Origin of the sequence: Limnoglobus roseus (assembly GCF_008254045.1) — a bacterium.
GTDB lineage: Bacteria > Planctomycetota > Planctomycetia > Gemmatales > Gemmataceae > Limnoglobus > Limnoglobus roseus.
Map to the genome: position 1 here is coordinate 328,114 of NZ_CP042425.1, position 25,203 is coordinate 353,316.

13 protein-coding genes are annotated in these 25,203 nt (G+C 67.6%); 5 read left to right on the top strand and 8 right to left on the bottom strand.

The features are described 5' to 3' along the window. The 3 genes from PX52LOC_RS01395 to PX52LOC_RS01405 are packed head-to-tail and all read left to right on the top strand — an operon-like array spanning position 1 to position 3,230. Positions 1-1,329, top strand: coding sequence for a DUF1552 domain-containing protein (locus tag PX52LOC_RS01395; protein WP_178132606.1), 1,329 nt, complete (start codon positions 1-3; stop codon positions 1,327-1,329). Between the two features lie 25 nt (positions 1,330-1,354). Continuing rightward, entirely contained in the window at positions 1,355-1,759 is a 405-nt protein-coding gene (locus PX52LOC_RS01400) for a hypothetical protein (protein ID WP_149108400.1), read from the top strand. Between the two features lies 1 nt (position 1,760). Further along, entirely contained in the window at positions 1,761-3,230 is a 1,470-nt protein-coding gene (locus tag PX52LOC_RS01405) for an ankyrin repeat domain-containing protein (RefSeq protein ID WP_149108401.1), read from the top strand. A 9-nt stretch (positions 3,231-3,239) separates the two neighbouring features. Here PX52LOC_RS01405 and PX52LOC_RS01410 read toward each other — a convergent pair whose 3' ends face one another. Beyond that, the gene (locus PX52LOC_RS01410) at positions 3,240-6,500 is read right to left on the bottom strand and encodes a WD40 repeat domain-containing serine/threonine protein kinase (RefSeq protein WP_149108402.1); all 3,261 of its coding nucleotides are present in this window, start codon (positions 6,498-6,500) and stop codon (positions 3,240-3,242) included. Continuing rightward, positions 6,493-8,940, bottom strand: a complete 2,448-nt coding sequence (locus PX52LOC_RS01415) for a serine/threonine-protein kinase (protein ID WP_168218745.1) — start codon at positions 8,938-8,940, stop codon at positions 6,493-6,495. The genes PX52LOC_RS01410 and PX52LOC_RS01415 overlap by 8 nt, the downstream gene beginning before the upstream one ends. 267 nt (positions 8,941-9,207) lie before the next feature. Here PX52LOC_RS01415 and PX52LOC_RS01420 point away from each other — a divergent pair, with 267 nt between their 5' ends. Further along, positions 9,208-9,786 carry an RNA polymerase sigma factor gene (locus PX52LOC_RS01420; RefSeq protein ID WP_168218746.1) on the top strand — a complete coding sequence of 193 codons (579 nt, stop codon included), beginning with the start codon at positions 9,208-9,210 and terminating at the stop codon, positions 9,784-9,786. Between the two features lies 1 nt (position 9,787). Here PX52LOC_RS01420 and PX52LOC_RS01425 read toward each other — a convergent pair whose 3' ends face one another. The 3 genes from PX52LOC_RS01425 to PX52LOC_RS01435 form a co-directional block, all read right to left on the bottom strand. Further along, positions 9,788-10,930 carry a caspase family protein gene (locus PX52LOC_RS01425; RefSeq protein ID WP_149108405.1) on the bottom strand — a complete coding sequence of 381 codons (1,143 nt, stop codon included), beginning with the start codon at positions 10,928-10,930 and terminating at the stop codon, positions 9,788-9,790. 100 nt (positions 10,931-11,030) lie between these two features. Then, positions 11,031-12,593: a hypothetical protein gene (locus PX52LOC_RS01430; RefSeq protein WP_149108406.1), complete on the bottom strand. Its 1,563-nt coding sequence runs from the start codon at positions 12,591-12,593 to the stop codon at positions 11,031-11,033. Positions 12,594-12,619: 26 nt separating this feature from the next. Further along, positions 12,620-15,943, bottom strand: a complete 3,324-nt coding sequence (locus PX52LOC_RS01435; protein WP_168218747.1) for a caspase family protein — start codon at positions 15,941-15,943, stop codon at positions 12,620-12,622. 454 nt (positions 15,944-16,397) lie between these two features. On the opposite strand from PX52LOC_RS01435, the gene PX52LOC_RS01440 reads away from it, so the two are divergent. Then, positions 16,398-17,651, top strand: coding sequence for a hypothetical protein (locus PX52LOC_RS01440; protein WP_149108408.1), 1,254 nt, complete (start codon positions 16,398-16,400; stop codon positions 17,649-17,651). 43 nt (positions 17,652-17,694) lie between these two features. Here PX52LOC_RS01440 and PX52LOC_RS01445 read toward each other — a convergent pair whose 3' ends face one another. From PX52LOC_RS01445 to PX52LOC_RS01455, 3 genes are all read right to left on the bottom strand, one after another. Next, positions 17,695-19,677 (bottom strand): HEAT repeat domain-containing protein, encoded by a 1,983-nt coding sequence (locus tag PX52LOC_RS01445; protein ID WP_149108409.1) that lies wholly within the window; start codon positions 19,675-19,677, stop codon positions 17,695-17,697. A 31-nt stretch (positions 19,678-19,708) separates the two neighbouring features. Further along, positions 19,709-21,226, bottom strand: a complete 1,518-nt coding sequence (locus PX52LOC_RS01450) for a hypothetical protein (protein WP_168218748.1) — start codon at positions 21,224-21,226, stop codon at positions 19,709-19,711. Between the two features lie 112 nt (positions 21,227-21,338). After that, positions 21,339-24,920: a beta strand repeat-containing protein gene (locus PX52LOC_RS01455; protein ID WP_149108411.1), complete on the bottom strand. Its 3,582-nt coding sequence runs from the start codon at positions 24,918-24,920 to the stop codon at positions 21,339-21,341. Positions 24,921-25,203 lie beyond the last annotated feature (283 nt).

The following is a 25,203-nucleotide window of genomic DNA, read 5'->3' on the forward strand; positions in this document are numbered from 1 at the left end:
ATCTTCAAGAAGGCGCTGCCGCGCCGCACGTTCCTCCGCGGCGTCGGGGCGTCGCTCGCCCTGCCGCTGCTGGACGCGATGGTGCCGGCGATGACCGCCCAAGCCGCGACGCCGGCCGCCCCGGTGCGGCGGCTGGGGTTCGTCTTCATCCCAATGGGCTGCGACATCACCCGCTGGACGCCGGCCGGCACGGGCACGCTCGGCGACCTCTCGCCGATCCTCAGCCCGCTGGCGAAGGTGAAGGAGCACGTCACGGTATTGACGAACACCGAGTTACAGAACGCCTACCCCGGCACGCACTCGTCGTCGAACGCGGCGTTCCTGAGCGCCGCCCGGCCGAAGCACACCGAGAGCAGCGACTACTACCTCGGCACGACGGTCGATCAGATCGCCGCGAAGCAACTCGGCCGCGAGACGCAACTGCCGTCGCTGGAACTGGCGATGGACATGCTCCAGACGGCCGGCCAGTGCGACAACGGGTTCGCGTGCGTCTACCAGAACAACCTGTCGTGGTCGTCGCCGACCACGCCGCTGCCGGCCGAGGCGCACCCGCGGCTGGTGTTCGAGAGCCTGTTCGGCGACGGCGGCAGCAAGGCCGACCGGGCCGCCGCCCTCCGCCGCCGCGGCAGTTTGCTCGACTTCGTGAAGGAGGACATCGCCGACCTCGGCAAGACCCTCGGCCCGGCCGACAAGGCGAAGGTGAGCGAATACCTCGACGCCGTGCGGGACGTGGAGCAACGCATCCAGCGGGCGGCGAAAGCCGTCGCCGACAACCCGCTGCCGGACCTCGACCGCCCCGTCGGCGTGCCCGCCTCCTACGCCGATCACGCCCGGCTAATGTTCGACCTGCAAGTGTTGGCGTGGCAGGGCGACGTGACCCGCGTCATCACCTTCCAGTTGGCCCGCGAAACGAGCAACCGCGTCTACCCCGAAACCGGCGTCAGCGACCCGCACCACCCGCTCTCGCACCACGGCAACGACCCGGCGAAGGTCGCGAAGATGGCGAAGATCAACCAGTTCCACGTCTCGCTGTTCGCCGAGTTCGTCGCGAAGCTGAAGGCGACGAAGGAGGGTGCCGGCACCCTCCTCGACCAATCGGTGGTGATGTACGGCAGCGGCATGGGCAACCCGAACGTCCACGACCACACGAACCTGCCGATCCTGGTCGCCGGCGGGTCGGCCTGCGGCCTCAAGGGCGGCCGACACATCCGCTTCGAAAAGGTGGCACCGCTCGCCAACCTGCACCTGACACTGCTCGACAAGGTCGGCGTCCGCCTCGACAAGTTCGCCGACAGCAGCGGCCACATGGACGGGCTGTTCAGCCTGTGAGTGGCCGAGTACCAAGGGGTAGAACATGAAATTGCCCCGGAAGAGGCGCACGCTGGTCATTATCCTGTTGTGCTTCTTCGCCGTCTGTTTGAGTCAGTGCCTAGTGGGTTGGCCGAACCTGATGCCCGGTCGGGTTAAACTACCTCGCAAGGAACTGCCGGATTCAATCGAAAGCAACACCGAGCGGCACCCATCCGGGCATTTCAACGGGCACACCGAACAGAGCATCGTAGAACGATTCGGCCAGCCATCGACACAGTGGGCCGGGCAGTACGGCCATCCAGAGTTGAAGGTTCGGCTGATTTTCCCGGACGCCGTTACCTTCGTTTACGAGACGCCCAAGGGATCGCTCTACCTTTCGTTCTGTCAGCAGGACGGGCAACGAGTGTGCTTCAGCTCGGACTGGCTGCCGACCGGAGGGTTTTTCTGATATGCACGGTCATCGGATCATACTCGCGGCCCTTGTCGTGATGTTTTGCGGATCGTTCACGACTGCGGCCGACACCCCGCTCGCGGACGCGGCCGAGAAGGCCGACTGGCCTCGCGTCCGCACGCTGCTGAAGGATAAGGCCGACGCGAACGCGACGCAGACCGATGGCATGACGGCCCTTCACTGGGCCGCGTACCACGACGACGCGGCCGTGGCGAAACTGCTGCTGGACGCCGGGGCGAAGCCGAAGGCCGAGAACCGCTACGGCGTCACGCCGCTGTCGCTGGCCTGCACCAACGGCAACGCAGAGATCGTCACGGCTCTGCTCAAAGCCGGGGCGGACGCGAACGCGGCGATCCGCGGCGGCGAGACGGCGCTAATGACCGCCGCCCGCACGGGCAAGGTCGGCCCCGTGAAGGCGCTGCTGGACGCTGGTGCGAAGGTGGACGCCGCGGAGAAGCACGGCCAGACCGCGATCATGTGGGCCGCCGCCGAGGGGCACGCCGACGTGATTGATCTGCTCGTTAAAGCCGGGGCAGACGCGAAAGTGCGGCTCAAATCCGGGTTCACGCCGATGCTGTTCGCCGCGCGCGAAGGCCGCATCGACGCCGTGAACGCGCTGCTCAAGGCCGGCGTGGACGCGAACGAAGCCATCAAGACCGATCGGAAGGGCGGGGGCACGACGCCGAAGGACGGCACGAGCGCCTTGATCCTCGCCGTCGAAAACGGGCACTTCGAGTTGGCGCTCGCGCTTGTGAAGGCCGGGGCCGACCCGAACGATCAGCGGTCCGGCTACACGCCGTTGCACACGCTGTCGTGGGTCCGCAAGCCGAACCGCGGTGACGACCCGGACGGCCAACCGCCGCCGACCGGGTCCGGCAAGGTGACGTGCCTGGAGTTCGTGAAGCAGTTGGCGAAGGCCGGAGCCGACGTGAACGCGAAGTTGAAGGGCGGACCGTCGGGTCGGGGAAAGATCGCGATGACCGGCACAACGCCGTTCCTGCTCGCGGCGAAGACAGCCGATCTGCCGTTCTTGAAACTGCTCGTCGAATTGGGCGCCGATCCGCTGCTCACGAACAAGGACGGCACCACGCCGCTGATGGCCGCCGCCGGCTACGGCACGCTCGCCCCGGACGAGGAAGCCGGCACTGAAGCCGAGTGTCTCGCCGCGGTCGAGTATCTCCTGACGCTGAAGGCCGACGTGAACGCGGTGGACAAGAACGGCGAGACGACGATGCACGGGGCCGCGTACAAGAACCTGCCGAAGATGGTGCAACTCCTCGCGGACAAGGGGGCAAAGGTCGACGTGTGGAACAAGAAGAACGCCGCCGGGTGGACGCCGCTCCTGATCGCGGAAGGCTTCCGCCCCGGGAACTTCAAGCCGTCGCCGGAGACGATCGACGCGATCCACCGCGTGATGCGGGCCGCCGGCGTCACCCCGCCGCCGCCCACGCCCCGCCCCGGCAAGTGACACGATCGCTCACGGGGCCGCCGGCACCGGGGCTCCCACGGCCGCGATGGCCGCGAGCAGTTTGGGCACGTCCCACCGGCGGACGCCGATCTCCCCTTCGACGTGCGCGAGCAGCCACCGACCGTCGTCGCTCGCGAACAGGCGGTGGACCGGCCCGGACGCCGTGAGGCGGAACAGGTACCGGCCGTCGGTATCCCAGAAGCGGACGGTGCGGTCCAACGACGCGGTCACGACGTACGCCGGCCGGACGACCACGCCGGTCACGGCGTCGTGGTGCCGGTCGGCGAACGGCTGCGGGGATTGCCCGTCCCACCCCAGGCGGTAGAGTTGGCCGTTCTCGCACCCGGCCACGCCGGACGCTTCGTCGGGGCCGAACGACACGGCCGTCGTCGCGCTCGTCCCCAGAACCCACGACCGGGCCGTGCCGGTCGCTTTTTCGATCCGAAACGCACTCCCGTCGCGACGGCCGACGAGCAGGTGGTCCCGCCCCACCGCGAGGCACTTGAACACCATCCCCGCTTGCTTCATGGCCGGGTCGTTGTCGAACAGCGGGGTGACCGCCCCGGTGTCGACGGCCACGCCCTTGACGGTGTGGCCGTCCGTGACCCACAAATGCAGGCCGGAATCGAAGGCCAAGTCGGTCGGGTCGTCGAACCGGATCGGTTCCCGGCCATCCACGTACAGGAGTTGGGCGTTGTACTCCGCGGTCGCGGCCGTCAGCCCCGATTCGTGAACCGCGATCAACGGGCGGCGGGTCGGCCCGGCGGGCAGGTCCGTAATCGGGTCGGCCGTGGAGTCATCGGGGGGATACCGGACGATCGTTTCCCGCCCATCGGCCCGGCGGGTCAAGGCGACCACACGGTTGCCGGACGGCGACATCGCGACGGCGAAGAGTTGGTCGGTCGTGTACGGCCCGACGGCGTCCGCAACGGGCGAGTGTGCGAACTCGAACACGCGGACCGTGTTGTTCTCCGGGACGGCGATCCGCTGCCGGTCCGGCGAAACGCCGAACCGCAAGCTGCCGTTCCCGGTGATCCGCGTCGTGAGTTGGAAACCTGAGAGCGAGTCCCAGAGTTTCAGCCGGTGCTCGTGCTCCTCGGCCGTCACCAAGTACCGATTGCCCCGCACGAAGCCGAGCGATTTCAAGTCCAGGTTGTGCCGCCCCGCGTAGTTGGAAACCAACGGGACTTCGACGTCGGCCGTCAGCGAGCGGAGTTTCAACCCCTCCGGCATCAGCTTGACCGTCCAACGGCCGTCCGGACTGACCGCGAACCGGCTGTTCGGGAAGGGCCGAACAGCCGAGGAGGTGTCCCCCGTTACCGGGTCGATCCGCACCAACTCGCACTCGCCCGACGGTCGGTGGAACAGGAGGCCGAAGGGGCGGCCGACGGTTCGGGTCGGCTCCTCCAGTTGGAGGTCCGTCTTGCGGAACCGCTGGCCCCACTCGGGGGCCAGCGACCACCCCCGCACGCAGTTTCGGGTGCCGGTGAGGGCGGTCTGCCCGTCGGGCGAAAAGGTCAAACACCAGACCGTGTTCTCGGCCGGGTCAGGGTTATCGCCCTCGTGCCCGTCCACCGACTCGGCGTGGGTGGCGGTACTCTGCAAGTCCCACCGGGCGATCCGCCCCGACCGCAGCCCCGCAATCAACCACCGGCCGTCGGGGCTGAACCCGATCACCCGGCCGCCGTCGTCCTTGTTGGTGAGTTTCGACCACGTCCGGGACGGGCCGTAACTGAGCGAGCGAACGCGGTCCCCGGTCGCGAGGTCGATGACCGCCACCCGGCCGCGGTCGGGGGTCGACCAGTCGATGACGGCCAGAAGGCGACCGTCCGGTGAGAAGCCGGTGCAGTACGACTGGAAGTCGAGGTCGATCCGCCGGACCTCCCGGAAGCACGGGGCCGTCAGTGCCGCGGCCGTCTCCGTGCGAATCGTCGGCCAGTGGTCGGCGGCGGCGGGGTCGGCCGCCAGTGCCGTGAGAGCTTCCAGATTGCGGGCCGGCCAGTCCGGGTCGTCGTCGACCCGCCGCTCGCGCACGTTCTGGAGTTGCGTCAGGTACCGTTCCCGCTCGGCCACGCGGTTGGCTTGTTCCACCTCCAACCACGACAGCCGCGCGAACGTACCGCCCAGCACGGTCAGCAGCACCAGCGCAAGGCTCAAGATGCTGATGAGCGGGTGCCGTTCCATCCGCCGCCACAACCCCTTCGCCGGGCCGATGGGGCGGGCCTTCACGGGGCGGCCGTCCGCGAACCGCGTCAGGTCGTCCGCGAGGTCGCTCGCCGAGGCGTACCGGTCGCCGGGGTGCTTTTGCAGGCACTTCAGGCAGATTGCCTCCAGGTCCTTCGGCAAGTCCGGGATGAACGACCGCGGCGGCGGCGGGCCGCCGCGGAGCACCTGTTGGACCGTCGCCCAGGGCGTCTCGCCCCGGAAGGGCGGGCGGCCGGTGAGCAGGGAGTAGAGGATTGCTCCCAGGGCGTAAACGTCGGCCAGCGGGCCGACAACGGCCCCCGGCTTGGCCTGTTCCGGCGGCATGTAACTCGGTGTCCCCAGCACCATGTCGGGCAGGGTCAACTCCGATTGCATCTGCTGCGCAAGCCCGAAGTCGGCGATCTTCGGCGTGTTGTCGGCGGTGAAGAGGATGTTGCCGGGCTTCAGGTCGCGGTGGACGACTCCGCAGGCGTGGGCCGCGGCCATCGCGAGGGCGAGGGTTCGCACGAGGGCCGCCGCCGCCACGGGGTTCTGCGGTCGCTCGGTCGTTCGGTCGGCCAGGTTCCCGCCGGGCATCCACTCCATGGAGAAATACACGCTGTCGCCGTCGAACGCGCCGCGGTCGTACACCGGCACGATGTTCGGGTGGCGAAGATTCGCGATGATCTCCGCCTCGCGGAGGAACCGCCGCGTCAACTCCGCGTGGGTGCGGATCGTTGGGGCGACGATCTTGAGCGCCACGGGCCGGTTCAGCGCCACCTGGCGGGCGTGGTAGATGAAGCCCATGCCGCCGCGGCCGATGAGCTCGTAGACTTCGTACCCGTCGATACGCGGGAGGGCGTCCGTCGCGAACGCGGTGGAGTCCGACCCGAACGGGTGGACGGGGAAGAGGTCCGGGTCGTCGAGCAGGGCCGCGATCGCGTTGTACGAGCGGATGCGGCGGTTCAGTTGGGGGAGGGTGTCCGGCCGGTCCCAGCAGAGCAGGCTCGGCTCGATCGGCTCGCGGGGCGTGGAGTGTTCCGCCCAGAATTCGAGCAGCGGGTCGGGGAGAGTCGGGTCAGTCATGGTCCGTCAGCGCCGCGGTTGGTGGTGCCGTCCCCAGGTGGTCGAGCCGGTCGGCGGCCCGGACGTGGTGGGGGTACTGTCGCAATCGCGAGGCCAATCGGTCGCGGCGCCCGTAGGTCATAAGCGGCAACCACAGTTTACCGCCCGCGACCATGCGGATCACCTCCTCAGTGTACCCGGCGGCGGCGTTCGGGTCACCGAGTTCCTCTTCCAACAAGGCCCGCTCGATCAGCCACGCCACCGCGTGCGCGTTGTCGTGGCGGTAGCGGTCCCGGCACGCCCGCCCGACGTCCTCCAAGATCGCGCGGGCCGCGGCCGGCTTTTGCTGCGAACGGTGCCACGCCGCCACGCGCACGGCGTGCGGCAGTGCTTCCGGGTGGGCGAGGCTGATCGTCCGCCGGAGGTCGTCCGTCGCGGTTTGCAGGTCCGCCGCGGCCGCGTCGCCCCCCTCGACCTGGGCCAACTCGCTCCGCGCCAGCGCCGCCACGGCGTTCCCCTCGCCCAGCACGCCCTCGGCGTCCTCGATCGTTCGGTTCAGGGATCGCTCCAGCAGCGCCCGGCGGTCGGCGGTCAACGGTTGCAACAATTCGACGCGGGCCGCCTCGATGGCCAACCGCCCGCCCCAGGTGGCGCGAACCCCTTCGTCCGCCACGTTCGCGATCCGCTTGTCGCCGGCCGCGAGGGCCGCACGGGCCGCCGCCGCGTCGCCTTGCACGCGGTGCCGCTTGGCGAGTTGGAGCCACCCGACGGCCTGGGCGACGCAATCTCCTTCCGTCCGTGGTTCCTCTGAAAATGTCGGCAGGGGGCCGCCCGGGTCGACGGCGATGGCCAGGCCGATCCGCCAAAAGTGGGCCTTGTCGCGGAGCGCGGGCGGGCCGATCCGCTCGACCCGCCGGTACAGGGCCATCGCCTTCGCATAGTCGCCGGTCTCGTCCCAGAGGCGGGCCATCGCGTACTCGCTGCGGGCGACGTCCGGGTGGTCGGCCGGCAGGGCGGCGCGACGAACGGCCAGCGAATCTTCCAGGTTCGGCCGGGCGTCCTCGAACGACCCGTTCGCCAACAGCGCTTCGCCGAGGACCAACCGCACCTTCGCCCGCGTCAGGGCGTCGCCGGGCCAGCGGTGGTCGAGCCGCCGGACGGCGTCCGCGAGCAGGTCTTCGGCCGTGGTCTGGCGGACGACTTCCCAGGGGGTGAGGTGGGGCAGGTCCGCCGCGGGGAATGTGGCCGCCGGGCGGAAAACCGACGCGAGCAGTTCGGCGAGTTCCTCGGCCCGGTTCGCGTCCACCCGTGCGAGTTGCGATTCCGCCTCGCGGAGTCGGGCCGTCTCGTCCGCGAGGAGCCGCTCCGTCTGGCGTTGCTCGGCCAGCAATTCCTGGTGGCGCAGTTGGCCGCGCGTTTCGTAGGACTGGGCGAGTGCGAGCGCGAGCCCGACGGCCGTCACGAGGGCCAACCCGGCCAGCAGCGCCGTCAGGGGGTGCGACCGCGCCCAGTAGGCCACGCGGGCCACGGTCGCCGTCGGCCGGGCTTGCACGGCGCGGCCCGCCTGCACGGCGGCCAAGTCGGCGGCCAAACTCGCGGTCGTCGCGTACCGCCGGTGGGGTTGTTTCTCCAGGCACTTCAACACGATCAGTTCGAGCCCCCGCGGCACGTCGGGGCGGAACCGCCGGGGCGACGGCGGTTGGTTCTCGACGATCTGCCGCATTAACTGCCAGGGGTTCTCGTCCACGAACGGCAGGCGACCGGTCAGGCACTCGAAGAGGATCACGCCGAGCGAGTACGTGTCCGACTCGGGGCCGACGAACCGGGTGCGGCCGCCGGCCTGCTCCGGGGACATGTACGCCGGCGTGCCGAGGTAGGAATGGGTCGCCGTCAGGTCGGTGGTCGCGGGCCGTTTGGCGAGGCCGAAGTCGGCGATCTTCGGCGCCCCGTCGGCCGTGAAGAGAATGTTGCTCGGCTTCAGATCGCGGTGGACGACACCTACGTCGTGCAGAGCCTGCACGGCCCCGGCGAGCGTTTGCCCGAGCGCGACCGTCTCGCCGACCGTGAGGGGCGGCCCGGTTTTCAGCCGCTGCGCGAGGTTGCCGCCGGGGAGGTATTCGAGGACGAGAAAGGAGCCGTCGGGCGTGTCGCCGAAGTCGTAAATCGGTACGACGTTCGGGTGGTGGACCAGGGCGAGCAGTTCGGCTTCGAGGAAGAAACGGTTTGTCGAACTGTCGGGGCCGCCGGCGAAGCGAACCATCTTCACCGCGACGGTCCGCTTGAGTCGCGGCTGAGCCGCGCGATAGACCACGCCCATGCCGCCGCGGCCGATCTCGGATTCCAGGAGGTAGCCGGGCGGCGACTCCGGCAGCACGCCCGGCATTAACTCGGGCGCGTCGTCCAGGCCGAGTCGGCGTAAAAGGTCATCGACCTCGATCGGGAACAGCCCGTCCGCGGTCAAATTGGCAGTCGAACGTGTGAGCGAGTCACCCATGGCACGGCGGCGTGGGAACGCTGGAAGGTTCAACCTGGCCGATTCCTTGACAACTCGTCCTGTTAAAGCGAAGTTCGGCACGCCGAGCGGACAACATTCTCTCGAAAGTGCGGCCGGATGAGCCTCAGAAATTGGAGTTACCTTCTGAAAGGTTCTGGAGTAGGCTGTTGAATATTGCACACTTTGGATACTTGGACCGGCCCGATGACACCGTCCGACCTCAGTACGGGACGCATGAATCGCTTGTTGGAGGAGTACCGCCAAGGCGACGAGAGGGCGATCAACGAACTCCTCTCGGCCGTCATGGACCGCCTTTTCCGACTGGCCCGCAAGATGATGAGGAGCTACCCCATCGTTCGGCGGTGGGAGGAGAGCGACGACATCCTCCAGAACGCCGTCCTGCGGTTGACGCGGGCACTGCAGCAAACGACCCCGCAAGACACGCGGGCGTTCTACGGGTTGGCGGCGGAGCAGATTCGCCGGGAACTCCTGGACATGGCCCGGCGGTACCGGAGCCAGCGGGGGGCCGGGTTCGAGCAAGCCCCGATGCCGTCCACCGACAGCGGGTCGGGCGTCGTCGCCCGGGCGGTCGCCCCGGCGGACGGGTACCTCGACCGCTGGGCGGCCTTCCACGAAGCGGTCGACGCCCTCCCGGACGACGAGCGCGAGGTCTTTTCCCTCGTGTTCTACCACGGGTGGACGCAACCGCAGATCGCGGGACTACTCGACATGAACGAGCGCACGATCCGCCGCTACTGGCGGGCGGCGTGCGTGCGGCTCTGCGAACGACTCGACGGCGAAATGCCGGCGTGACTCACTTCTTCTTAGAGGGCGTCACGGTGATCCGCTTCGCGTCCTCGGCGGCCGGCGTGCCGACCCCGGTCCACTCCTTCGGCGAGAGGGTGCCGCTCTCGCCCGGCATCTTCCACTCGCACTTCGGCAGATCGTTGCCCTTCACTTCCACGAAGACCAACTTCTCTTCCTTCGACTTCAACGACACGTCGGTCATCTTTTCCGGGCCGGTCGTCCACCGGTACGAGAAGGAAAGCACCTGCGGGCTCGGGTTCACGAACAAGATCGCGGCGTACCGCTTCCCCTTCGCGTCGACCTTCGGGTCGGCGTCCCCCGCCGCGCCGAGGGCGAACGCCTTCGGTACCTGCGGCCCCTTGCTTGCGCCGCCGTCGTCGATCAAGCCCCGGGCGTCGGCCTTCTGGTAGATGCGACTGGTCTCCCCGCGGACGGCCGCGAAGCACTGCTTCCAGTCGGAAACGGGGGCCTTCCCCCGCCCCCGCAGGGCGGCTTCGAGCGACGCCGTGAAGAACCCGCCGACGATGGGCATGCCGTAGGAACATTCGTCCGTCGCGGCCGTGATGTCCACGACGCCACGGCTCTGGAAGAACAACTTGCGCACCCGCGGGTCGATCTCCTTGGGCGAGTCGAGCTTCGCACGGCTGGCGGCGGTGTCGGCCTCGTCGTCCATCCCGCGGCCCTTGGCCGTCGCCACACGGTTACTGCAACAGTCGGTCAGCAGAACGGTCAGGGCGGCCTTCTTCGCCTTCATGACGTCGGCCAATTCCTTGCGGTACAGCGGGTCTTTGGCCGAGCCGGACCCACCATATTGCAGGGCGAAGAATAGCCCTTTCTCGTCCTGCCCGCCGTGGCCGCTGTAGTAGAAGAGGAGCGCGTCGTCCGCGCCCACATTGAGGCCCTGGTAGTACGCCTTGATGTCCTTGCTGGTGGCCTTCGCCTTGCCAAGCAGTTTCAGGTCGAACCGGCCTTCGGGGATGGTTTCGCGGAACAGTGCGTTCAGTCGGCCGGCGTCGACCTCGACGCTCGGGGAGAGGGTCGGGTCGGTGTTGTCGACCACCATGAGGACGTGGAGTTTTTTGAGATCGTCGGCGGCCGCGAACGGGGCGAGGGCGAGGCACACGCCGGCGAGCAGGAAACCGCGGAACATGGAGACACCTCGTAGGCAAGAGGGTGGGGACCGTCTCTCAAAGGGTAAACGACCGCAGCCCCCGCCGGAAGACGAGGGCCGCGGGTTTCGTCGGTCGCGGTTAGTTCCCGCTGCCGGTGAGGGTGTAGTACGTGATGTCCAGATTCGCGACCGGTTGCGGGTCGTACTCGACCTTCACCTGTTGGATCTCGCCGCCCTGCCGGGTTTCGCCGGAGCTGTCGATCAGCCCCTTCTTGTTCGCGGCGAACTTCGCCTTCACGCCCTTGCTGACGGCCAGCTTCGGCTTCGAGGCGTCAACGTGCGTCGTCTTTTCCAACATCCCGCGGGCCTTGGCGGGGCTGCCGGCGTTGTGATACCCCTTCGGGGCGGCGCCCAGGTCGGTGGCGTTGGCCGTCGCGTTGTCGTCGATCGTCTCGAAGGCGGCGTCTGCGCTGCCCGGCTTGTCGGTCGAAACCGGCGGCGCGGCGTCCAATCGCTTGCCGAACACGAGGAGCGAAATCTTACCCCGGTAGGTCGCGTTCATCTGGTCGTACCGGCGGGCCGATTCGTCTTCGGGCAGAACTTCGAACGGCTTGTACGCCCCGTCCTTGGTCGTGTAGAACCCTTCGATCATCGTGGACTCGTTCGGCCCGAGGACCCACTTGCGCTGGTCGACGGGGGCCTTGTCCATCAGCGAGTCGTTGTCGATGGCGTTCGTGTTGATGCCGTTGATCGCGAGGATGACCGGGTACGTGTCGGTCGCGCTGGTGTTGGTGAGCTTGAACTTGACCTTCTGGCCTTGCTTCGGGCTGACCTGGATGCGAGGCTCGCCGCCGTTCGCCTCGTACGGTTGTTCGGCGTCGTCGAAGAACACTTGCAGTTGGACCGGGCCGGACTTGGGCGGGGTGGCGGCCGGGCCGATGATCGGAGGACCGCCCGGTGCGGGCGCCGTCGGGGCGGCGTTATCCTTCGCGGCGGCGTTGGCGGCGGCTTCGGTATCGTCCGCGTCCATCCCCTTCGACCGGGCCTTCATGTTCAGGCCGAACGACACGCCGGCGTGCGTCAGGGTGGCCCGGTCGGTCTTGATCTTGCCGCTGTTGGCTTGAACGCCGCGGGCGCTGGCAACCGTCGAACCGGGCGACTTCGAGTCGAGGGTGTACAGGGAAACGAGTTTCGTCGGGTTGGCCTTCGTGAACCCGAAGAACTTCACCGTCGTGGTGGCGTAGTCTTCCGACAGTGTCACCTCGCCGGTCACGAACCCGTCCGGGTTGAGCTTCGTCTTCGCGTCCCAGGCGAGGGGCAGGCCGGTGATCGTCGAGATCTCCTTGCGGCCGGCCTCCGTCCGCCAGCTCAACGTCGACTTCGTCTTCTTGCTGATGTTCGCGATGGCCGGGCCGGCGTCGGCCAGGATGCGGACGGGGTCTTGGTCGTCGTTTTTCAGGACGAGCAAATGCTCCAGGCGGTTGGCCATCAAGCCGTTGATGCTGCCGGCCGTGAACGACGGCTTGCCCGTCGCGCCGTGCCGGTAGTCGAACTTCAGGACGGCGACGTTTTTCGCACCGAGGCCTTTGACGGCCGCGAAGATTTTGTCCGCCTGCTCGACCATGAGCTTATCGACATGGTCCGCCCGCGTGGCGGACGCGACGGCCAAAACGGCCATCAACCCGAACAAACACTTTCGCATTGGGCACCTTTCGTGGGGAACAGTCATCACTTCGGGGTTGTTGGCCCCGTTGTCTTCAGGGTTCGTACACTTTGCACCGGCACCCCCCACACGGGGTTGGGGGCCATCTGCACCGTTTGCGGGGCGTTGCGGTTCAGCACGTTCACCCGGTCGCGGGTGTACACGTACAGTTCGCCGATGGTCAGCACGCCGTCGCCGTCCCGGTCGGCATCCTGTTTGTGCGTCGTCAAGCCTTCGCCGAGGCCGACGCTGAACAGGCCGCGTTGAGTCTTCTGGCCGGCCACCTCGACCACGTCTTCCCAGGCGAACTGGTCCGGCATGGCGGCGGTCAGCACGATCGGCCCCTTGCCGTCGCGCCGCAGGTCACGCGGCCCATCGACGTTGGCTTCTCGATCGGCGGCCCCGGAGTGGCAGGCGTCGATGAAAACCATCTTGCGGCCCTTGGCCTGCTTGAGCCGGTCGAAGATCGCCGTCGCGGGGACCGCGTTCGGGCCGTCGGTGTCCTCGTTGAACCCGACGTAGTACCAGGTCCCGGGGACCACCGCCTTATCCTTGATCTCGCCGTGCCCGTGGCCGGAGAGGAAGACCACGAGCCAGTCGTCGGGCTGAGCCTCGGCCGCCATTTTGTCGATCGCCTTGAGAATCGCGTCCGGCGTGGCCTTCTCGTTCAGCAGCGGCTCGGCCATCTTCACTTCGTTGAAGAACTTCCCGTCGTTCAGTGCGACCAGCGACTTCTCCATTGCGAGGGCATCGGGCACGCACGCCGTCAGCCGCTTCCACTTCCCGCCAAGCGGGTAGTCGTTGATCCCGACCGTCAGCCCGCGGAGCGTCCGAGGCCGCGGTACGTCGAGCGTGTGAACAATCTCGACCGCCCGCTCGGAGCGAATGCCGTCGGCGTAGGCGACGACCACGATCCGATTCCGCCCGGCACGGAGGATTTCGGTCGGAATCAGCAGGGGATCGGGCGAGAACACTTTCTCTTCGCTCCCAGCCGCCGGCGTGTACTCCTTCAAGAGTTGGTCGAGGTTTTCCCCGTCGCCCAACCACACCTCTACCTTTTCAAGCGGAACGAACCGCCCGGGCAGGACACTTTTTTCGCGCGGCTCGGCGGAAAAGGTCAACGCGACCTCGGCGGCGGTCTTTTTCGCCGCGGCGAGAATCCGCGGTGGGACGACGTCGGGTGTGAACCGCACGGTCGGATTTTTCGCGTTATTCCGAAGCAGGGCCGAGACTTCCGCCGGTTTGTGAAAATGCTTCCGAAAGGCGTCGGCCGGGTGGAACCGCGGCGAGTTGCCCGCCGTCTTGCCCCCCTCCAGCCAGCCGATGTAGGCGTCGCCGTTCGCGCTGCAGTCGTAAACGTAATCCTGGTAGCGATACAGCACCCACTCGCCGTCGGCTGTGGGGAAGAACTTCCACTGCGGCCGCTGGTACAAGTTGGTGCGGACACCGGGGCTCGTGTTCATGCCCCGGCGGATGTTCTTGAAGGCGAGTTCCTTGCCCGGGACCGGGGCCGCGAGTTCGTCGAGCCAGTCGTCCCGCTTGGCCGAGCGGCCGTCGACGGCCAGGTCGCGGACGCGGTCGCCGGGCACGAGGCCGGCTTCCCACGCCGGGCTGCCGGGGTCCACCTGGCCGACGACAAGGTCGCCCGCCTGAACGGTGAAGTCGGCCCCGAGTTCGGCCTGGTACTTCCACGGTTCGAGGTTCCAGATGGCGACGGTCTCGTCCCGCGACGCGGTGAAGATGAGTTTGCCGTTCGCGGCCGGGACAATGGACGTGACTTGCCCCTGGTGGCCCGAACACCGGTGGATCCGCCGCGGCCGCTCGCCGGGGCCGGCTTCGAAGACGCTGAATCCCCAAAGGTGGCCCACTGCGATGCGCACCTTGTTCGAGGGTGCCGGCATTGGGAGAAACGTGAAACACGTCGGTTCGCGGTCTTGCAGTGGGTCAAGTTCGATCGGGTACACGAACTCCTTGTCGGGCGACACGATTGACCAGACGTACTCGGAATCTTTGTCGAACCGGACGGCCCACCCCTTCCACTCCTCGATCGGCTTTCCCATTTCGGGAACAGACCGCAACGGTTGGCGGGTGGACAGGTCGAAGCCTTGCCACGGCCCGTCGCCGCGTGCGTTCGGGGATCCCGGAAGGATGGACGGGGCGGTCCGGTAGGCAAACCTTGTCCCGTCGGCCGCGACTTGGAGTTGCCAAATGCCCCGACCGACGCCCGTTTGCGCCGGCCCGAGGCGGCGGAGTTGGTTCCCGTTGATCGCGAGCAGTTGGGTTTCGTGGTCCGCCCCGCCGGCGACGGCGAGGTGCCGACCGTCCGGCGAGAAAGCGAGGGCGTCGACCGCGAGATCGAACTTCACTTCCCCGAGCGCCCGGGGCAGTCGGGCGGTCAGGTCGTAGAGAACCACCGTGCCGGAAGTCCACTGGTAGAATTTCCGACCCGCCTGGTTTGTGGCCCGGAGACCCACGGCGAGGCGGGTTCCGCTGGGGTCGATCGCAACGGCGTCCGGGAACTGGGTCGTCGGGTACGAGATCGACCGTTGTTGACTTCCATCCAGCCGACTGACGTAGACGCTCGACCCGGCTTCCCGCGTCTGAGTGGCCGGCCGGGCGACAAGCCACTGACCGTCCGAACTTTGAGCGACCCCGTTGACCGGGGCGTTAGGGAATTCCCAGAGGGCCTTCGCGCCCGCCCCCTGGCGCATCCCGCCGTCCGCCCGAATGAAGCGGACCTGTCCGTCGGCCGTGAACCCCGTCCAAACCACGCGGCTCGTGGGCGTCGCCCCCTCGGAGACCCGTCCGGCCACCCGCATAACGGTCGGTCCCACGTCCCACTTCCAGACCGAGCCGTCGCCGTGGCCGATCGCGAGGGTCTTTCCCGTGCGGTCCCACGCCAGCGACCAGACCGCCTGGTCAACGAACTGCGTTTCGGAGTGGCAGTATTGTGCGTGCGTTGCCGCCGAGAGCCCTGCGACGATTTGCCCGCGGTCCGGTCCGGTCAGGGCGATGACGGACACGTCGGACGTCAACCGCCCGTAGCCGGCGACGGCCGCCCGGTCGCCGTTCGGGGAAACCGCCAGGGCGTAAATCGACCCCCTCATTTCGCGGAAGGTGTTCCAGAACAACGGCGCATCGTACCGCAGTCTACCGTCCTGAACCGCCCAGGTGTGCAACCGCTTGTCGTCGCCGACGGCGTACAGTTGTCGGCCGTCGCCCGAGAAGGTAACCACGTCACACGCGCCGATTCGGCCGCTTGGGTTCACCCCCATAACCGGGTCCAGTTCCCGCAGCCGGGCGGCCTGGGCCAACAGCGGAGCGGGCGTCAGTGCCCCGCACGCGAGCACCAAAAGGAACGCCCAAAATCGTGTCGAACGACCCCAAAATCGGGATTCGAGCACCCAAATTTGGGCAAGATGGAGAACATTTATCGGATGTTGCGCCGCCATCGGTTGAACTCCACGAGTCGGGCGAGTTTGCTTGGCCGGCCTGGGGCCATTTTGTCGCTGATAACGGTGCGTCGCAAGGAAGCGATGTTTGGAGTATAGCAAGGAGGAACTCATGCATTACGGTCGTCGCCTATTGCTGTCCGCAATCGTCCTGGGCGCCGGGTCGGCCTCTCTGAAGGCTCAAGTCGATATTCAGCCGGTGACGTGGCCGCCCCGGGCCGCCCCGCGGGTTGTGCCGGCAGCCCCGAACTGCCCGCCGCTCCCCGTTACGCCTTTACTGCCGTGCCCCCCGGGTTCGACCATTCCCCTGACCCCGGGTATGCCCGGGGCACCCGTCGCCCCCGGGCCTATCGTGCCGACGATTCCGGGGGCACCGACCCCCGCCACGCCGCCCGGCTCCCCAGCCGCCCCGGCCCGGCCGCCGGAACCGGAGACCCCGGTTACGCCGGCCCCAAACCTGAATCTCAACAACAATAACAACGACGGCACTCTCGCGACCGCAGCCCCGAGAGGCGGGGAAGCCCAACGGAGTGCCCTGCCCCAGGTGTTCGGCGACCTGTTCGGCGGCGGCTTCGTCGCGGGACCGTTGCCGGTGGTCGTCAACTCGGCCGGCCAAATCGTCAGCCCTCTGCCGATCGTCGTCAATACTGCAACCGGCCAGAAGAGCGTCCTCAGCGTCCCCGGTGCCCGCCCGGCACCGACGGATGAATTGCTCCTCGGCCGGCCGGCGACGGGCGCGCGGGGTTCGAACGCTACGACGATTGCCGTTTCCCCCGGCCCGGGCCAAGTCTTCGACCAGTCATTGGCGGCCTTCGTGTCGCGGGTGCCGCAAGTTTCCCGCGGGGCGTTCAAGATCACCGAGAACGACACCCCCCGGCCGACCACGCGGGCGTACTTCACGTACAACTTCTACGACTACATCGGTAAGGGGATCGGTGGGCCGGACGTGCCGCGGATCATGCTGCACCAAGAGACGTTCGGGTACGAACAAGCCCTCGGCGGCGGCCAGTACTCGCTCGGCCTCCGGTTGCCGTACAACCAGATCGTCAGCACTGGGTTCTTGAACTCCAGCATGCTCGGCGACATCACCCTCACGTCGAAGTTCATCCTCCGCGAGAACGAGCACGGCGACCTGCTCTCGGGCGGTATGCTGTTGACCGTGCCGACCGGCTCGAATCCGTTCCCGAGTTCGCTCACCGGCACCAACGTCCGCGGTGTGCTGTTCCAACCGTACCTCGGCGGCATCCTCCTCGGGGAAGACGGCCGGGCCTTCGTGCAAGGGTTCAGCTCGATCATCATCCCGTCCGACAGCGACGACACCACGTTCCTGTCGAACAGCGTGAACATCGGGTACAAGGTGATCGACAACGCGCAGGGGCGGATCTCGTCGGTCGTGCCGATCTTCGAAATGCACTTGAACACGCCGCTCAACCACCGCGGCACGCGGAGCGATCCGGTGGGGTTCGTGGACACGTTCACGGTCCTCGCGGGTAACCACATCCTGTTCCGCAACGGCCTGAGCGTGGGGGCGGCGTGCGGCACGCCGATCACTGGCCCACGGCCCTTCTCACTGCAAGCGACGCTCCAAGTCAACTACCGTTTCTAACGGCCGACTTGCCGCCCGGCGGACACCCGCCGGGCGGCGTCGTTCACTTTTCGAGCTTCTCAACGGCTTCCTTCACGGCCTCGCGGACGACGCCGGAACTGTCCTTCACGGCCGCCTTCAACTCGGGCAGGGCGGCCTTCGCCTTGTCGCCGAGTTGGCCGAGAACCTTCGCGGCCCGGCGGCGGTTGTCGGCCTCGGAATCCTTCAGCGCCGCGGCGAGCGCCTTGACGGCCGCCGGGGAATCGCCGCCGATCTCGCCGAGGGCGAAGATGGCCGCCTCGCGAACGTCCGAGTCCTTATCCCGGCTGAGGTTCGCCAGGGCGGGGATCGCTTCGGTCGCCCCGCTGCCGATCTGGGCCAAGACGTAAGCCCCGGCCCGCCGCACGGTCGGTTCCTTGTCCTTGAGCATAACCACGACCGCGGGCGTCGCGGCCTTCGCGGCCGGCCCGATGCTCCCGAGGGCGGCGGCGACGAGTTGCCGGTACTCGGCGTCCTTGCTGCCACGGAGTTGCGTCGCCAGCGGTCCGACGGCGTCCTTCGCGTCCGGCCCGATGCCCCCGAGGGCGGCGACGAGTCCAGCCCGAAATTCGCCGCCGGACCGGGGCAGTTCCGCGACCAGGGCCGGCACGGCGTCCTTCGCGTCCGCGCCGAACCCGCCCAATCCGCCGGCCGCGATCAGCCGCACCGTGGCGTCCCGGTCTCGCAAGGCCCCCACCAGGGCCGTCACCGCCGCGGCGGTCGGAGCGGTTTCACCCACGGCGGCGACCATCGCCTGGCGTACGTCGGCGTTCGGCTCGGCCTTCAGGGCTTTCGTCAGGCTCCCGAGTTGATCGCTCGCCGCCGTGCCGAGTTGGCCCAACCCGACCGCCGCCCGGGCGCGGACGATCGCCGACGGGTCGCCGAGCAGGTTCGCCAACGCCGTCGCCGCCTTGGCCTCGGCTCCGGACCCGCCCAAGTCGTGCAACAGCAGCACGGCGTCGGCCTTCACCTCCGCGTCCTTGTCGGCCAACAGGGCCAGGGCCGCGTCGATTTGGCTCGCGTCGAGGACGAGCGGCCGGAGGGCGGCGATGGCCGCGAGGCGGACGGCCGCGTCGGGGTCTTTCAGGTGTTCGACCAGCGTCGGGGCGGCCGGTTGCGCCGCCGCGTCGAGAGCGGCTAAAGCCCCCAGCGCGCCGAAGCGGAGGCTCCGGGTCGGCGACTTGGTCGCGGTCGCGAGGGCCGCGATGGCCTTCGCCGACCCGCCACCAAGTCGGGCGAGTAGTTGAACCGCCTCGGTCTGGACGGCAACGTCGGCGTCCTTCAGGGCGGTCACGAGCAGGGAAATTGCCGCGTCCGAATCGTCCTGGGCCAGCCCGAGCAGTTCGATCGCGACCCGCCGGATGTGGACCCGCGGGTCGGCGAGGGCTTCTTCGAGAACCTTGCCCGCCCCGGCGGGCGGACCGTCGGTCGCGATCAGCCCGCGGAGGGCTTTCAGTTTGACGCCCACGTCCGTGTCGGCGAGTGCCCCCGTCAGTTTCGCCGACAGGTCGGGGACGTTCAAGGCCGTGAGCGCCTCGACGGCCGCGACGCGAACGCCCTCGTCCTTGTCGCCGAGCAGTTTCGTGAGCGGTTCTGCCACGTCCTTGACGGCCGGCCCCGACCGCTCGATCGCCTCGACGGCCAACTGGCGGACGGTCGGCTCGCCGTCGCTCAGGGCGGCCAACAGTTCCTTCATCGCGGTCGCCGCCTTGGGGCCGGCGGCCACGAGGTACTCGCCGGCGGCGATGCGGACCCGCACCCGCTTGTCGGTCGTCAGCGTGGTGGCAACGGACTGGACGCTGTCGGCGTCGAACGCCTGCAACGCCGACAGGCCGCGGATCGACCGCCACCGCAGCCACGTGATGTCGCTCTTGACCGCGTCCCGCCAGTAGTCGGCCGACTTGCCGAGGTACGCGGCGTCCGCGTCGTCGGCCTCGTTCGGGTCGGCCGCCCCCGCGGGAACGGCACACGACGCGAACACCACGAGCAAACCGATTCCGAACCGCATGGGCGACCTCCTTGAGAGAACGGGACGGGACTTATTTCCGCACGACGGGCATGACGGTCGTCAGCGTGACCGTCTGGAATTCGTGGACACCGGGACCGAACTTGGTCTCGCGGGCGGGGAACCCGGCGGGACCGTACCGGACGGTGAGTTCTCCACCACCGGGCAAGGGAATCGACTGTTTCGCCTTCGGGGCGAGCGTGAGTGTCTGGTACGGCCCGCCCGCGGACTTCACCTGAAGGCGGATCGTGGCAGCACTACCGTTGACCAGCGTGGCCGACGCGAAGGTGTTCGGCACCGGGAGCGGCGGTTTCGTCTGGGGGCCAGTGCCCGACGGCTTGGGCCGGGAGTTGAGCGGGTCGATCACGGAATTATTCGGCCTGCTCCCATTCAGCCCCGCGCCGCCGGCCGGGGGCGGGCCAAACCCGCCGAACAACATCTCGGCCGTAATTCGCGGGAAGTAGTTGGTCGTGGGTTCGTGGAACGAACTCGCCCCGGTGTACGTCTTCGGGTCGGTCGTCCCCGACCCGCCGCGAATCCCGATCACGGACGCGACGGGGTCGTTCGCGTTAATCAGATAGCGGTACTTGCTCGGTCGCGGCCAAACTTCGTTGTCGTTCACCGGCGTTCCGGTCGCGACCCATGCCACCGAACTGCGGATCTTGCTCTCCTTGCCCAGTGAGCCGGCCGCCAACAAGGCGTTTCGCATCTGGATGCAGCCTTGGGAGTGCGTCACGACGGTGATCGGGCCGTTGGCGTGGTAGATCAGGTGGGTGAGTTGTCGGGTACTGGGGTTTAACTGCGCGAACGGCGGGTTCGGTGCGCTCAACATGGGCAGGAACCCGCCCGGGTTCATGGTCGCGAAGTTGACCGGCCAAGAGCGGTCGTAAACAGCCTCAGAAATGTCATCCTTCACCGTCGGCGTGCCGGTGGCACCGTCCAGGAACGTCGGGTTCAAGATCAAGTTCACCGGTCGCCGCGTCCGGCCGACAATGACCCGGGCTTCGGCCTCCGCGATCACCCGCGGCGTGAGCATGCCGTTCGTGTAGTAAACCGGGTCGCCGGAATACACGGTCCCGGCCGGGTCGGTCGTGACGCGGATGATCCGCGGCGATTCCATGAACAGGGCGAGCGACCGGTCGGTGACGTACTTCCAAAGGGGGGTCGTTTTGAGCCACGCGACGCCCTTGCCGATGTTCTCCTTCGTGGCCTCGGCGACCTTCCCCCCGAGGTTCTGAGCGGCCTTCTTCGCGTTCTCGGCCGCTTGCTTGGCCTCGCGTGCGGCCTTGTCCCTCGCCTCCAAGGCGGCCTTCTTCGCCTGTTCGGCCTTCTTGCGCGCCGCCTCCTCCAACTCTCGCGCCTTCTGTTTGGCCGCCCCGGCGGCCTCTTCCGCCGCCTTCTTCGCTTGCTCGGCCTTCTTGCGCACCGCTTCCTCGGCATCCCGGAGCTTTTTCTTGGCGTCGTCGATGCTCGGAATGTCAATCTTGGGCGGGTTCCACTTCGGCGGCTTCCACCCCCACGCCCACGCCGGGGGGCTGATCACAGCCGCCACCGACACCACCAAAACCCACCGCGGGAGAGGAACTCGCATCATGCACCCCGTGAAAAGTCCGGCCCGGAGGTTCCTCCGAGCCGGTCGTGGCCAAAGTGGGTCAACCGAGTTGTTACGGCCCGATCGGCGTCGACACTTCGACCGCCGAGTACCCGCCCGGAACGGCCAGCGATTCGCCCGCCGAGCCGACGTAGATACTGCCGTTGAAGTCGATGAACGGGTCGAAGTCCGTGCCGATCGGCGCGAGCGTACTCGCCGAAGACACCGCGAACCGCCGCACGAGGCCGGACCCGCTGCCGGACGGGACCGCGGCAACGGTCGTCCCGCCGATCGCGTACCGCTTCACGACGCCGGGGCCGCCGATGCCGGGGGCGACGACGATCGTCGGCGAACCGTTCACGAGGCCGCCGCTGCCGACCCGCACGCCGCCAAGGAAGTCCGTGCCGAACGGTGTCACCGACGGCCCGGCCACGGCCCGCCCGCCAGAAATCGAGAAGGTCCGCACGACGGCCGGCAGTGCCAGTTCCCCGGCGAGTGGGCTTCGACCCGACGACTGGCCGTTGATGTTCGGCAGCGTTGGGTAGATCGTCTCCAGAACGGTCCCCGTGAAGTCCGGCACGCTGTCCAGCGACGTGACAACGATGCCATCGACGACCGACACGAACACGCCGCCGCGGTAGTTCGAATCGTCGGCGAAGAATCCGGCTTGTTCGCCCAACGTCGTACCGTCCAGGACGCGGATGTGGGGCGCACCCGACACGCCGGCCCCGGTGACGATCTCCGCCTTACCGTCGCCGGTCACATCGCCGACGGCCACCCGCACGCCGCCGCGGAAGCTCGGATCGTAGGCGAAGAAGTCTTGGACAAGGCCGAACCCGTTCCCGTCCAGCACGCGAACCCGCGGCCCGCCGAGCGACCCGGCCCCGACGACCACGTCGGCCCGCCCGTCGCCGGTCACGTCGCCGAGGGCCACGAACACGCCGTTGGTGAACGACGTTTCGTACGCGAAGAAGTCGAACAGGATGCTCCCGGTCTTGCCGTCGAAGACTTGCACCCGCGGCGCGCCACCGGGGCCGGCCCCGACGACGAGGTCGGCAAACCCGTCGCCGTTCACGTCGCCGGTCGCCGCGCGGACGCCGCCGTCGAAGCCCGGGTCCATCGTGACGAACTCGCGGATGAACGTCCCGTCCGGCCGGTACGTCTTCACGATAGGTTGCCCGCCGGCCCCTTCCGAGACAGCAAACGTGACGGTCGTCGGCGTCACCCCGACGGTGATGGTCACGGTCGTCGGCGAGCTCGTCGTGAACCCGTCGGTGGCGGCGTACGCGAACGACGCGGTTCCGCTAAAGCCGAGGGCCGGCTTGAACGTGAACGACCCGTTCGGGCTCACGGTCACAGTGCCCTGAGCCGCGGCCGGCGGCGTCACGAGCGCCGCCGTGAGCGCCCCACTACCGCCGGAGTCGTTCGCCAGCACGCCCGGAGCGGCTTGCGTGAAGACCGTCTCAAAGGGGGTGGTGAAGTTATCCGCCGCGGTCGTGATGGTGGTGGACGCCCCGACGGCGATCGTCACAATCGCGGGGTTCGAGGTCGTGAAACCATCCGTGGCCGTGTACGTGAAGGAAGCGTTGCCGGTAAATCCGTTGGTCGGCGTGAACGTAAACGAGCCGTTCGTGTTGAAGGTGAGCGTCCCCTGGGCGGCCGTCGGCGGGGTGACGAGCGTGGCCGTGAGCTGCGCGTTGCCGCCCGAGTCGTTGGCAAGGACGTTCGGCGGCGTCCCCCGGATGGGCACGACCAACGCGGTGTTGAACGGGGTGGAGTAGGCGTCGTTGGCCGCAACGACTGCGTTCGGCGCGGCAACCGTGATCGTGGCGGTGATGGGAGCGGTGCTGCGAACGTCGGTCGCGGTGTAAGTGAAGGTGACACTCCCGCTGAATCCGCTGGTCGGGACGAACGAGAACGAGCCGTCGGGGTTGACGGTCAGCGCCCCGGCCGCCGGGTTCGAGAGGGCCGAGACGTTCGTGGCGGTCAACGCGGCAACGGTCGGTTCGCCGGCGGTGTCGTTGGGGACAATTAACCCGGTCGCAGCCGATCTCGTCAGCGTGGTGTTGAACGGGGTGGTGAAGCTATCGGCAACGCCGGCCGGCGGGCGGGCTTGAAACGCCCCGGCGTCGAGGGGGCCACCGGTCGGGCGGATGAGACCAATGTCCCGTTGGTCGCGAGAGAAGGCGAACGGCCCGGGCGTGCCGGCCAAGCCCAAGGCGGGACTGCCGGCGAGCAAGGGGATCGTCTGCGTCGCCCCGCCGTTATTCGAAAGCGTACCCAGACCTGGGGCCGTTTCGTCGATCCGGTCGGACGCAACGTATCCGGAGCCGCCCGTGGACGTCCCGATCAAATTGCCGCCGCTCTGACGGAGTGTGGCGTTGAGGTTCGGTGAAGTCGGCGCGGTATTATTCACCACAATCGAATTCGTCAGCGAAACGGGGATACTGGTCCCCGATGACGCCCCGGCCACACCGCCACCGAAGGCAGCCGAGTTGCCCGTAATGGTGACGAAATCAATGGCGGCACCCGTGCGATTATTCTGGCCGATGTTCTCGTTTTGCTGAACGGAGATGGCACCGCCGGATGTCCCAGCCTGGTTCCCGGTGAAGGTGTCGTTGACGATGTTCAACGCTACATTCAGACCGTTCGCGGGGATGACGGTTAGGTCTTGGCTGTAGTAGATCGCCCCGCCCGTACCGCCCGCTTGGTTGCCGGTGAAGAGAGAGTGCCGGATGAACTGAGACCGCGCGAAATCGACCCCCTTGTGGGCGATGGCCCCACCGTTCCCGGTGGCCGTGTTGTTCTGGAAAATTGATCCTACGTCGATCTGGAGGACGGCCGTGTTGGTCGTCGCGACTGCGCCACCGTCGCCGGCCAGGGCCTTGTTGCCGGTAAACGAAAACCCTGCGTCTAACGGCGACAGAAAGTCCGTGATGAACACGGCACCGCCGGTCGCCGCTTTATTGGTCGTGAACACAGCCCCGAACGGTGCGTTCACGTTCGTCGCCGACAACACCCGCGTTCCGCTGATCGCCCCACCCTGCACGGTGGCCTGGTTGTTGATGAACGTCGTGTCGGTCAGGTTAACTTGAGCGGTCGCCGAAATGGCCCCGCCGAACCCGCCCGTCGTCGCCGGCGGACTCGGCGGGATCGGGGGAAGCGTCACCTGGGTCGCCTGGTTGCTGTCGAACACCGTGTCGAAAAGGTTTAACGGGGCAGTCGTCTGGATGGCCCCACCGTTCCCCCCCGTCGCCTTGCCCTGGAAGAATCGGATGCCGACGAGGTTTACCCCGTTCGCGGGTCCCGCGATGTTAAAGATGCGGAACTGGTTGCCCCCGTCGATGGTAGTAAGGCTTGAGCCCAACCCGTTGATGACGAGGTCTTGGGTGATCGTCGGGAGCGTTCCGGCCAAAACGACCGGGCTAGTCACCCCGGTGGCGAACTGAATGGTGTCGAGACCGGGGCTGTTTTCCGCGTCAATGATGGCTTGCCGCAGACTCCCGGCCGGGGCGTTCGGACTGGGCAACGCATCCAAGTTGTTCGTTACTGTGAACGTCGCCGGCACGTCGCGGCCTTCGAGCAGTTGCAACTGCGGGCGGGTAGCCGGGAGGGCGGGGGTCTTACGGTTCGTGGAGCGGGAACGGTGCGACATTGTGGTTCTCAGAGGGGGTGCGTCTGGTTGTAGGGGTTGTTCGCGGTGCTCCGTACCGACTCTGACCCGGCGGGCAGTTTGCCGTCCTTAGCCACCCTGCCTAGCCTATGAATCTTTGGCTGCCATCTCGGAAAGCGTCAGAAGATAGGTTAACCGGGCAAGAAATTGTCGTACCGAGGCAAAATTCCCGACTTCCTGCCCCACTAACACGATCCCAGTCAATTCTAACATCGTCCGAAGGTCCAGATGCGGTCGTGGACAGGCCAGCCGTCTCGACGCCGGG

What these genes read in the sequence shown, in the direction of transcription:
- PX52LOC_RS01400 (WP_149108400.1), top strand. Translation starts at nt 1,355, where the DNA reads ATGAAATTGCCCCGGAAGAGGCGCACGCTGGTCATTATCCTGTTGTGC.
- PX52LOC_RS01405 (WP_149108401.1), top strand. Translation starts at nt 1,761, where the DNA reads ATGCACGGTCATCGGATCATACTCGCGGCCCTTGTCGTGATGTTTTGC.
- PX52LOC_RS01410 (WP_149108402.1), bottom strand. Translation starts at nt 6,500, where the DNA reads ATGACTGACCCGACTCTCCCCGACCCGCTGCTCGAATTCTGGGCGGAA.
- PX52LOC_RS01420 (WP_168218746.1), top strand. Translation starts at nt 9,208, where the DNA reads ATGAATCGCTTGTTGGAGGAGTACCGCCAAGGCGACGAGAGGGCGATC.
- PX52LOC_RS01425 (WP_149108405.1), bottom strand. Translation starts at nt 10,930, where the DNA reads ATGTTCCGCGGTTTCCTGCTCGCCGGCGTGTGCCTCGCCCTCGCCCCG.
- PX52LOC_RS01430 (WP_149108406.1), bottom strand. Translation starts at nt 12,593, where the DNA reads ATGCGAAAGTGTTTGTTCGGGTTGATGGCCGTTTTGGCCGTCGCGTCC.
- PX52LOC_RS01445 (WP_149108409.1), bottom strand. Translation starts at nt 19,677, where the DNA reads ATGCGGTTCGGAATCGGTTTGCTCGTGGTGTTCGCGTCGTGTGCCGTT.
- PX52LOC_RS01455 (WP_149108411.1), bottom strand. Translation starts at nt 24,920, where the DNA reads ATGTCGCACCGTTCCCGCTCCACGAACCGTAAGACCCCCGCCCTCCCG.